Raw genomic sequence first — 10,965 nt, forward strand, 5'->3', positions numbered from 1 at the left:
AAACCTCACCCACTCCCAAGTATCAGGAATATCATAAGGAACATCAATTTCTTGAGTACTTCCATCAGCAAACTTCCCATAATGTTTCCCATCATCACCACGAAATATCTCAGTTTCCTTTTTATCTCGTTTGATTTTTCCTTCACTGATAAGTTTTTCTTTTTCAGCTTTAATTCTCTTTAATAATTCACTTGCAGGTTCGTCATTGGGATTTTGCGGCACTAATTTCCCTTCCATCGCTCTTTGGAGAATACTTGCTTTAAGTTGTTCTGGTGTCATTATTTGTCCTCCAACAACTGCAAAATATCAGCTAATACATTATCAATCTTATGATTTAAAGTTGCTCTTTCCGCTTGATAATTCTGAATCAACTCAAAGGGATTTAAGATTTCCTCTTCCTCTTTTGGAAAACCACACTGGTCTAAATTATAATTCAACTCAGCCAATTCACTAGGTGTAAATGATTTAGATTTGTAGAACTTACCTTCCAGAATCTCTTCACGATTTTCCCACCAGTCACGAACAGGATTGAAGTGTTCTGACTTCATCGGCTTAGTTTTAGAGAAATTTTTATAACCATCTGGCATATCTAAACGATAAAACCAAGTTTCTTCTGTTTTCTTTGTTTTATCAAAGAAAAGAATGTTCGTATGGATTCCTGTATACGGTGCAAAGACACTATGAGGCAACCTAATAATCGTATGCAAGTTGAACTCATCTACCAGTTTTTGTTTCAAGCGAGTTTTTACACCTTCACCAAATAGAAAACCATCAGGTAAAATAACTCCAACACGACCATTTTCTTTCAAACGATACATAATGACAGCCATAAATAAATCAGCCGTTTCAGAACTCCGTAATTCTGCTGGAAAGTTATTTTTTATTGTTTCTAATTCTGACCCTCCAAAAGGTGGATTCATCATAATAATGTCAAATTTTTCATCATCCGTATATTCACGAACATTTTTCTCCAAAGTATTTCCATGAACAATTTTAGGGTCATCAATTTCGTGAAGAAACAGATTTGTAACTGCTAAAAGATGAGGAAATGCTTTCTTTTCAATACCAAAAACAGCTGTATTATATTTTTTTGTATCTTCACTAGTTTTACGTTGACTACTTAAACGGTTCAGAGTCGAAGTCAAGAAGCCTCCTGTTCCGCAAGCAAGGTCTGCCATTGATTCTCCAAGTTTTGGGTCAAGAACTTCGGCAATAAAATCAGTCGCTGCACGTGGCGTATAAAATTCTCCTGAGTTCCCAGCATTTTGAATATCTTTAAGAATTTTTTCGTAAATATCATTAAACGAATGACGATCTTCAGGGCTGTTGAAATCAACTTCATCAATAACATTGATGACTTGGCGTAACAAGACGCCATTTTTCATATAGTTGTTCGCATCTTCAAAAGCTGATTTAACAATCGTTTTTCGAATAGGCATATTTGAAGTTATTTCAAGCTCTTTCAACTCTTTGAATAACTTGTTATTGACAAAATCAAGTAATTCATCGCCTGTCAATACCCGTTCCCCATTTTGAGCATGAGCCCAATTTCGCCATTTTAATTCCTCTGGGATAATTGACTCATACTCGTCTTCTTCTAATTCCCAAACCATTTCACGGCTATCATAAATTTTTAAGAATAATAACCAAGACATTTGCTCGATACGTTGAGCATCACCATTAACACCAGCATCGTTTCGAGTGATATCTTGAATTCTTTTTACAAATGATGTAATTGACATACTTTCCTTTCATTAAGCTACTGTAAATAGCTCTTGCTCCAATTCTTTAATTGCTTGTAAATATCGTTTTTTATCTCCAAAATAAGTATTGATGATTTTGAAGGTTCCACCATATATCTGAAATTCTGGAAGTTTTAATGTTTCAATGCTTTCGAGTTCTCCAATACCTTTATCCATGTATTTGTCCAGTAAAATTTCCAAAACAGCACGCGCTTCCTCACTATATTTATATAAATATCCGCTTTGTTTGAGTTTATTGATACGTTCCGTTTTGGTTAATTCTTTTTGACCATAGGCAAGTTTTAGGAGTAAATCAAAATCATCGATTTCTTGTTCTGATATTCCCTCCGACTCTCGAATAGCATCTAGATAAACTCCTTTTTTATAAAGTTCGTCTAAGATAAGCTTCTTTTTATCCGCCGTATGCCAAACTGTGATAAAATCGTTCAAAGTGGCGTAGCTACCTAAGATATTCTTCCGAGTGTAGTCGGTCAGGCTTTCGGTAATCAGTTTCCCGTTTTCATCCAATACTTGAACAGTAGAATTAAGAATGGTAACCTGCTTGTCTGTAACGATATATTTTTCTACTGGGTCATCTTCCTCACCTACGAAACCAGGTGTAGAACCACTGACTGTTTTCGCACCTGTTTCCAGCACCTTCACTGGCTCACCATCAAAATCAGGGTCAGCAAACAAATTGGTAACATTTCGAAAATCAATAATCGTAAAAAATTCTTTCCCCTTTTGAGGATAAAGACGTGTGCCACGACCAATAATTTGTTTAAATTCAGTCATGGATTGGATATTAGAGTCTAAAACAATCAAACGACATGTTTTAGCATTAACTCCTGTCGTTAATAATTTAGACGTTGTTACAATAGCGGGAAAATTAGAATTGACATCCATAAAGTTATCCAGTTGAGCTTTTCCTTCAGCGTTGTCACCAGTTACTTGCATGACATAACGATAGTCTTCTTGGACTAAGTCTAGATTCTCTTTTACAAGTGCAGCACGCATTCGCTCGGCATGGTCAATATCAACACAAAAAACAATTGTTTTATCAAATCGTGCATTGTTTTGCTTCATATAATCAGAAACAAACTTGGCAACTCTTTGCGTTCTATCATCAATGACAATGGTTTTGTCAAAATCTTTCCTGCCGTAGTACCTATCTTCTATTAATTGTCCGTTAGCATCAACTTTTCCAGTTTCTGGACGATAACCATCCACATCCACATCTAAATTAATCCTCATAACACGATATGGAGCCAAAAAACCATCCTCGATTCCCTGTTTTAAACTATAAGTATAGATTGGCTCACCAAAGTATTCCGTATTGGAAGCATTCTTGGTTTCTTTAGGAGTAGCGGTCATCCCAATCTGTGTCGCAGAACTGAAATAATCAATCACCTTACGCCAGTTACTGTCTTCCTTAGCTGAGCCACGGTGCGCTTCATCAATTATGACTAAATCAAAGAAGTCTTTGTCAAACTTTTGATAATGTGTTTCAGTTCCATCTTCACCAGTTAGTTGCTGATAAAGCCCTAGATAAATTTCAAAAGAATTTAATTTTTCTGGAGCAGTCAAAAGTTTTGGTGTAATTTTCGTCATTACCTTTTCGAATGGCTTAAAGTCTTCAGCCATCGTTTGGTCTACTAAGATGTTTCTATCTGCTAAGAATAAAACTCGTTTAGCCAAACCAGCTTTTCGAAGGCGATGAATAATTTGAAAAGCCATGAACGTTTTCCCCGTTCCTGTTGCCATCACAAACATTACTCGTTTTTGTCCTCTGGCAACTGTTTCAATAGTACGGTTGATAGCTATTTGCTGATAATAGCGTGGCGTTTTCATTGAGAAGGCGTCTGTATAGTATGGAGTTGAGATAGCTTCTGTAATTTCGTACGTCAATCCTTTTTCCTTCGTCATACGAGAAAATAATTCTTCACGAGTAGGGAATTCGTCTAACTCCAGCTCACGTTCTTCTCTCGTGATACGGTCGTGTTCAATAAAGCCATCACCATTCGAAGAATAAACAAATGGAACATCTAAAATCTCTCCATATTCAATAGCTTGTTGTAATCCTGCTCGAACGCTGTGTTTATTATCCTTTGCCTCAACAATTGCAATTCGAGTTCCAAATTGGTAATACAGTGAATAGTCTGATTTTTTTCCTTCTTTACGACGAGCCTTATCTCCTCTAACCTCAATTCGACCATCAGTGAAGTATTCTTCGTAAGCGATATGCTCACCATTTTTCCATCCTTTGGATACAATAGCAGGAGTGATGAAATTTGCTTTAATATCCTCCTCACTCATTTCTTTCTTAGACTTTATAAACTCAACCATATTGAACCCTCCGTATTTAAAAATCTACTTCTCCATAAAATAAACTATCAGAACAAATTATACTTCTATTATATCACACTTGTAAAAACACTCTGCTAAATTATTAACAATAAGTATGCAATATACTTTCGCATCGCGTCAGATTATCTCCGCATAACACCGCTATTTTTCGCCGTTTTCAGCAGGCGACTTATTATCATTCTACAAGCACTTTCAGTCGGGCTGGTGAGCTATTTTTCAAAAATAAATAATCACATTTAAACATTTTGAAAGTATAAAATATCTACATCAGCCGTTCAAAAACTGGCGTAAATTTTGATATAATATTCTCGTTTAAATAAAGATTTTTTTATGCCAAACGGATTTTAATAATGCGGATGCTTCCTATTTTGCTTCTCTTTTTAGCTCTACTACCGGTTTTCTCAAAGTCTGTCAGTGGAGGTAGTTCTTTCAGGTGGGAAATGTTTTTGATTGTTATAATAGATGGTGTTTTATTGATAGTCCATGTGATTCAGATTTCTTATATTTTTTGGAGATTGTTTCAAAAGTGGAAAGAATTATCTAATAAATAACGCCAGGCATGTTTTCTAATTTTGGGGTAAGACAATGAATAGCAGAGTAGAATTTCGGATTTTCACCATTGTTGATTTGGACAAGGAAGAAGAATATTTACATGAGATGCATTTGAAGGGTTGGAGATATAGAACTAGTCGTTTTGGTTTTTTCTATTTTGACCAATGTCAACCAGACGATGTCATCTACTGTATCTATGATTCTAGATTTCTTAAAAAGTATAAGCATGAACTGCAAGATTTTAGAAATAGCGGTTGGGAATTGATAGAAGCAGGTTTTTGTTCGATTCTTCGTAAATCGTCTTCTGATTTACTTCCAGAGGATCAAGTCTATATGAGTAAGGGGCTCAGGTGGGAAGTTATGCGATATAGACTTCGTTCATGTGCAGCTACTTTCTTAGGAGGTTTTGTTGTTTGTATGAGTTTGTTTCGAGAAGAACTGTCGCAATCTTTCTTTGTTATTTTTGCTCTATATGCCTTTATGATTTCTTATCTAATCTATGGTTATTTCAGACTAAAAAGTAAATACCGAGTAGATGGAAGGTAGGGTTCTAGGTCTTCAGACTGATTTTTAGCACTCTTGATAAAAGAGTGCTAATTTTTTGAATTTTTATCTTGACATTCTCTTCTAAGGGTGTATAATAGAATCATAAGTTAGCACTTGAACGTATCGAGTGCTAATTTATCAGACAGAGAGGAGTGATGAGATGGTTACAGAGCGTCAGCAGGATATTTTAAATCTGATTATTGACATCTTTACCAAAACGCACGAACCTGTCGGATCCAAAGCCTTGCAAGAGTCTATTAACTCTAGCAGTGCAACCATTCGTAATGACATGGCGGCTTTAGAAAAGCAAGGTTTGCTTGAGAAGGCTCATACTTCAAGCGGTCGGATGCCAAGTGTTGCTGGTTTTCAGTACTATGTAAAACACTCACTGGATTTTGATCGACTGGCTGAAAATGAGGTTTACGAGATTGTCAAAGCCTTTGATCAGGAATTCTTCAAATTGGAGGATATTCTGCAAGAAGCTGCTAATCTACTGACAGACCTGAGTGGCTGTACGGTAGTGGCACTGGATGTTGAGCCCAGCAGGCAACGGTTGACAGCCTTTGATATCGTGGTTTTGGGGCAACATACAGCCTTGGCAGTATTTACCCTAGACGAGTCGCGAACGGTTACTAGTCAGTTTCTGATTCCAAGGAACTTTTTGCAGGAGGATTTGCTGAAACTGAAGAGTATCATTCAGGAACGTTTCCTTAGTTACACCGTGCTAGATATTCACTACAAGATTCGGACGGAGATTCCGCAGATTATCCAGCGTTACTTCACAACAACGGATAATGTGATCGATCTCTTTGAACATATCTTTAAGGAAATGTTCAACGAAAACATTGTGGTTGCGGGCAAGGTCAATCTCTTGAATTTTGCCAATCTGGCAGCCTATCAGTTCTTTGACCAACCGCAAAAGGTGGCTCTGGAGATTCGTGAGGGGCTGCATGAGGATCAGATGCAAAATGTCCGAGTTGCGGACAGTCAAGAATCCTGCCTAGCTGACCTAGCGGTGATTAGTAGCAAGTTCCTCATTCCTTATCGGGGAGTTGGAATTCTAGCCATTATCGGTCCTGTTAATCTGGATTACCAACAGCTAATCAACCAAGTCAATGTAGTCAATCGTGTTTTGACCATGAAGTTGACAGATTTTTACCGTTACCTCAGCAGTAATCATTACGAAGTACATTAAGATTGAAATCATTAAAGGAGGCGAAAATGGCCCAAGATATAAAAAATGAAGAAGTAGAAGAAATCCAAGAAGAGGAAGTTGTGGAAACGGTAGAAGAAACAACTCCTGAGAAGTCTGAGTTGGACTTGGCAAATGAACGTGCAGATGAGTTCGAAAATAAATACCTTCGCGCTCATGCGGAAATGCAAAATATCCAACGCCGTGCCAATGAAGAGCGTCAAAACTTGCAACGTTATCGTAGCCAGGACTTGGCAAAAGCAATTTTACCATCGCTTGACAACCTTGAGCGTGCACTTGCAGTTGAAGGTTTGACAGATGATGTGAAGAAGGGCTTGGAAATGGTGCAAGAAAGCTTGATTCACGCTTTGAAAGAAGAAGGAATCGAAGAAATCGCAGCTGACGGAGAATTTGACCATAACTACCATATGGCCATCCAAACTCTCCCAGCAGACGATGAACACCCAGCAGATACCATCGCCCAAGTTTTCCAAAAAGGCTACAAACTTCATGACCGCATCCTAAGACCGGCTATGGTAGTGGTGTATAACTAAGATACAAAGCCCGTAAAAAGCTCACAGTAAAAATAGGAGATTGACGAAGTGTTCGATGAACACAAGAAAATCTATCTTTTTTACTCAGAGCTTAGGGCGTGTTCGATTCGGCAATTCTGACGGTAGCTAAAGCAACTCGTCAGAAAACGGCAATCGCTATGACGTTTGCCTAGCTTCCTTACTAACTCGTCGTCGAAATAAAATCGATTTCGACTCCTCGTGTCGCAATTTACATAATAGAAAACTTGTCCGAAACGACAATAAACTATGAAGAAAGATAAAATATGTTTGGCTTTGTAATAGTGAGCGAAGCGAACCAAAGACGATACTCTTCGCCGTGGTGCTATTTGCGCAAATTTTGAGACCTTAGGCTCAAAGTTTAGTCAAAGAGATTGACGAAGTCAAGCTCTGACGGCGTCGCCACTTAAGAAGAGTATCAAAAAGAAAAATAGAAAATTAACTAACAAGGAGAAAAACACATGTCTAAAATTATCGGTATTGACTTAGGTACAACAAACTCAGCAGTAGCAGTTCTTGAAGGAACTGAAAGTAAAATCATCGCAAACCCAGAAGGAAACCGCACAACTCCATCTGTAGTCTCATTCAAAAACGGAGAAATCATTGTTGGTGACGCTGCGAAACGTCAAGCAGTTACAAACCCAGATACAGTTATCTCTATCAAATCTAAAATGGGAACTTCTGAAAAAGTTTCTGCTAATGGAAAAGAATACACTCCACAAGAAATCTCAGCTATGATTCTTCAATACTTGAAAGGATACGCTGAAGACTATCTTGGTGAAAAAGTAACCAAAGCAGTTATCACAGTTCCTGCTTACTTCAACGACGCTCAACGTCAAGCAACAAAAGACGCTGGTAAAATTGCTGGTCTTGAAGTAGAACGTATTGTTAACGAACCAACTGCAGCAGCTCTTGCTTATGGTTTGGACAAGACTGACAAAGAAGAAAAAATCTTGGTATTTGACCTTGGTGGTGGTACATTCGACGTCTCTATCCTTGAATTGGGTGACGGTGTCTTCGACGTATTGTCAACTGCAGGGGACAACAAACTTGGTGGTGACGACTTTGACCAAAAAATCATTGACCACTTGGTAGCAGAATTCAAGAAAGAAAACGGTATTGACTTGTCTACTGACAAGATGGCAATGCAACGTTTGAAAGATGCAGCTGAAAAAGCGAAGAAAGACCTTTCTGGTGTAACTTCAACTCAAATCAGCTTGCCATTTATCACTGCAGGTGAAGCTGGCCCTCTTCACTTGGAAATGACTTTGACTCGTGCGAAATTTGACGATTTGACTCGTGACCTTGTAGAACGTACAAAAGTTCCAGTTCGTCAAGCCCTTTCGGATGCAGGTTTGAGCTTGTCAGAAATCGACGAAGTTATCCTTGTTGGTGGTTCAACTCGTATCCCAGCCGTTGTTGAAGCTGTTAAAGCTGAAACTGGTAAAGAACCAAACAAATCAGTAAACCCTGATGAAGTAGTTGCTATGGGTGCTGCCATCCAAGGTGGTGTGATTACTGGTGATGTCAAAGACGTTGTCCTTCTTGACGTAACACCATTGTCACTTGGTATCGAAACAATGGGTGGTGTATTCACAAAACTCATCGACCGCAATACAACAATCCCAACATCTAAATCACAAGTCTTCTCAACTGCGGCAGACAACCAACCAGCCGTTGATATCCACGTTCTTCAAGGTGAACGCCCAATGGCAGCAGATAACAAGACTCTTGGACGCTTCCAATTGACAGATATCCCAGCTGCACCTCGTGGAATTCCTCAAATCGAAGTAACATTTGATATCGACAAGAACGGTATCGTGTCTGTTAAAGCTAAAGACCTTGGAACTCAAAAAGAACAAACAATTGTGATCCAATCAAACTCAGGCTTGACTGACGAAGAAATTGACCGCATGATGAAAGATGCAGAAGCAAACGCTGAAGCCGATAAGAAACGTAAAGAAGAAGTAGACCTTCGTAATGAAGTAGACCAAGCAATCTTTGCGACTGAAAAGACAATCAAGGAAACTGAAGGTAAAGGCTTCGACGCAGAACGTGACGCTGCCCAAGCTGCCCTTGATGACCTTAAGAAAGCTCAAGAAGACAACAACTTGGACGACATGAAAGCAAAACTTGAAGCATTGAACGAAAAAGCTCAAGGACTTGCTGTTAAACTCTACGAACAAGCCGCAGCAGCCCAACAAGCTCAAGCAGGAGCAGAAGGCGCACAAGCAACAGGAAACGCAGGCGATGACGTCGTAGACGGAGAGTTTACGGAAAAATAAGATGTTGAGGCGTTAAGAAAACGAAAGAAAAATAGGAAGCCATCGCCTTGTGCGATGCACAAAAGATGGCTTATCTTTTTTCCGAAGTTTTTAGCCGAAACTCAGTTAAGCCTAACTCGGTAAGAATGACTAATCACTAAAGTGATTGTCATTCTACGGCAATCGCTATGGTGACTTGCCTAAACGTCTTACTAGTTCAAAAACAAAGTATAATCGACTTTATTTTTGAACGTCGTAATGATAGGAAGAAATCCAGAGGTTGCAACCCAGCCTCTGTTTTTCGATAAAAAGGGACGGAATATCATTTGTTTGGGTTTTGTCTCATCAATATGAAAGAAAGGAACAAATGTGTTCAGGGAATTGAACACGGGTTCCCAAATTTCTTACTTAATATAACAGAAAGGAATTGAACCCGACCTAAATTCTCGGAAAAAAGATAAATCTGTCTAGGAGCATCGCTCCAGCGTCAGATTTCCTATTTTTCAGTCGAATTTTACGGTCTTGGTATCTTGTATGAACAATACTGAATTTTATGATCGTCTGGGGGTGTCAAAAAACGCTTCGGCAGACGAGATCAAAAAGGCTTATCGTAAGCTTTCGAAAAAATATCACCCAGATATCAATAAGGAGCCTGGTGCTGAGGAAAAGTACAAGGAAGTTCAAGAAGCCTATGAGACTTTGAGTGACGACCAAAAACGGGCTGCCTATGACCAATATGGTGCTGCAGGCGCCAATGGTGGATTTGGAGGCTTCGGTGGTGGAGCTGGCGGTTTCAATGGGGCAGGTGGCTTCGGTGGTTTTGAGGACATTTTCTCAAGTTTCTTCGGCGGAGGCGGTGCTTCACGCAATCCAAATGCTCCTCGCCAAGGGGATGACCTCCAGTATCGTGTGAACTTGACCTTTGAAGAAGCTATTTTTGGAGCTGAAAAAGAAGTTAAATACAACCGTGAAGCAAGCTGTCGTACATGTAATGGCTCAGGTGCTAAGCCAGGAACCAGTCCAGTCACTTGTGGACGCTGTCATGGTGCTGGTGTCATTAACGTCGATACGCAGACTCCGCTTGGTATGATGCGTCGTCAAGTAACCTGTGATGTCTGTCATGGTCGCGGAAAAGAAATCAAAGATCCATGTACAACATGTCACGGAACAGGGCATGAAAAACAAGCTCATAGCGTACATGTCAAAATTCCTGCTGGTGTGGAAACTGGTCAACAAATTCGCCTAGCTGGTCAAGGTGAAGCTGGATTTAACGGTGGACCTTATGGTGACTTGTACGTGGTTGTTTCTGTGGAAGCCAGCGATAAGTTTGAACGTGAAGGAACTACTATCTTCTACAATCTCAACCTCAACTTTGTCCAAGCAGCTCTTGGTGACACAGTAGATATTCCAACTGTTCACGGTGATGTTGAATTGGTTGTCCCAGAGGGAACTCAGACTGGTAAGAAATTCCGCCTACGTGGCAAAGGAGCTCCGAGTCTTCGTGGTGGTGCAGTTGGTGACCAATATGTTACCGTTAATGTCGTAACACCAACAGGCTTGAACGATCGTCAAAAAGCAGCCTTGAAAGAATTTGCAGCTGCTGGTGATTTAAAAGTCAATCCAAAGAAAAAGGGCTTCTTTGACCATATTAAAGATGCCTTTGAAGGAGAATAATACTCTTCGAAAATCAAATTCAAACCACGTCAGCGTTGCCTTGCCGTACTCAAGTA

8 protein-coding genes are annotated in these 10,965 nt (G+C 39.4%); 5 read left to right on the forward strand and 3 right to left on the reverse strand.

Translation table 11 applies throughout. The features are described from left to right. The 3 genes from HT701_RS07655 to HT701_RS07665 all read right to left on the reverse strand — a co-directional run. Positions 1-279, reverse strand: a 279-nt coding sequence (locus HT701_RS07655; RefSeq protein WP_078143696.1) for a restriction endonuclease subunit S, incomplete at its 3' end; no start/stop codon positions are given. After that, on the reverse strand, positions 279-1,742 hold the full coding sequence (locus HT701_RS07660) for a class I SAM-dependent DNA methyltransferase (protein ID WP_000029046.1): 1,464 nt from the start codon (positions 1,740-1,742) through the stop codon (positions 279-281). The genes HT701_RS07655 and HT701_RS07660, both read right to left, overlap by 1 nt. A gap of 12 nt (positions 1,743-1,754) precedes the next feature. Beyond that, the gene (locus HT701_RS07665) at positions 1,755-4,088 is read right to left on the reverse strand and encodes a DEAD/DEAH box helicase family protein (protein WP_119919861.1); all 2,334 of its coding nucleotides are present in this window, start codon (positions 4,086-4,088) and stop codon (positions 1,755-1,757) included. A 606-nt stretch (positions 4,089-4,694) separates the two neighbouring features. Here HT701_RS07665 and HT701_RS07670 point away from each other — a divergent pair. The 5 genes from HT701_RS07670 to dnaJ all read left to right on the forward strand — a co-directional run bounded on the left by HT701_RS07670 (position 4,695) and on the right by dnaJ (position 10,909). Then, complete coding sequence (locus HT701_RS07670) at positions 4,695-5,207, forward strand: DUF2812 domain-containing protein (protein WP_119919862.1); 513 nt, start codon at positions 4,695-4,697, stop codon at positions 5,205-5,207. Positions 5,208-5,367: 160 nt separating this feature from the next. Continuing rightward, positions 5,368-6,402: a heat-inducible transcriptional repressor HrcA gene (gene hrcA / locus HT701_RS07675; RefSeq protein WP_119919863.1), complete on the forward strand. Its 1,035-nt coding sequence runs from the start codon at positions 5,368-5,370 to the stop codon at positions 6,400-6,402. Between the two features lie 26 nt (positions 6,403-6,428). Continuing rightward, positions 6,429-6,953 (forward strand): nucleotide exchange factor GrpE, encoded by a 525-nt coding sequence (gene grpE, locus HT701_RS07680; RefSeq protein WP_119919864.1) that lies wholly within the window; start codon positions 6,429-6,431, stop codon positions 6,951-6,953. A 479-nt stretch (positions 6,954-7,432) separates the two neighbouring features. Then, positions 7,433-9,256, forward strand: coding sequence for a molecular chaperone DnaK (dnaK, locus tag HT701_RS07685; RefSeq protein ID WP_000034661.1), 1,824 nt, complete (start codon positions 7,433-7,435; stop codon positions 9,254-9,256). 513 nt (positions 9,257-9,769) lie between these two features. Next, the gene (dnaJ, locus tag HT701_RS07690) at positions 9,770-10,909 is read left to right on the forward strand and encodes a molecular chaperone DnaJ (protein WP_138705433.1); all 1,140 of its coding nucleotides are present in this window, start codon (positions 9,770-9,772) and stop codon (positions 10,907-10,909) included. The last annotated feature ends 56 nt before the right edge of the window (positions 10,910-10,965 follow it).

The organism is Streptococcus sp. 10824, from assembly GCF_013276595.1.
Lineage (GTDB): Bacteria > Bacillota > Bacilli > Lactobacillales > Streptococcaceae > Streptococcus > Streptococcus pseudopneumoniae.

What these genes read in the sequence shown, in the direction of transcription:
- hrcA (WP_119919863.1), top strand. Translation starts at nt 5,368, where the DNA reads ATGGTTACAGAGCGTCAGCAGGATATTTTAAATCTGATTATTGACATC.
- grpE (WP_119919864.1), top strand. Translation starts at nt 6,429, where the DNA reads ATGGCCCAAGATATAAAAAATGAAGAAGTAGAAGAAATCCAAGAAGAG.
- dnaJ (WP_138705433.1), top strand. Translation starts at nt 9,770, where the DNA reads ATGAACAATACTGAATTTTATGATCGTCTGGGGGTGTCAAAAAACGCT.
- dnaK (WP_000034661.1), top strand. Translation starts at nt 7,433, where the DNA reads ATGTCTAAAATTATCGGTATTGACTTAGGTACAACAAACTCAGCAGTA.
- HT701_RS07665 (WP_119919861.1), bottom strand. Translation starts at nt 4,088, where the DNA reads ATGGTTGAGTTTATAAAGTCTAAGAAAGAAATGAGTGAGGAGGATATT.
- HT701_RS07670 (WP_119919862.1), top strand. Translation starts at nt 4,695, where the DNA reads ATGAATAGCAGAGTAGAATTTCGGATTTTCACCATTGTTGATTTGGAC.
- HT701_RS07660 (WP_000029046.1), bottom strand. Translation starts at nt 1,742, where the DNA reads ATGTCAATTACATCATTTGTAAAAAGAATTCAAGATATCACTCGAAAC.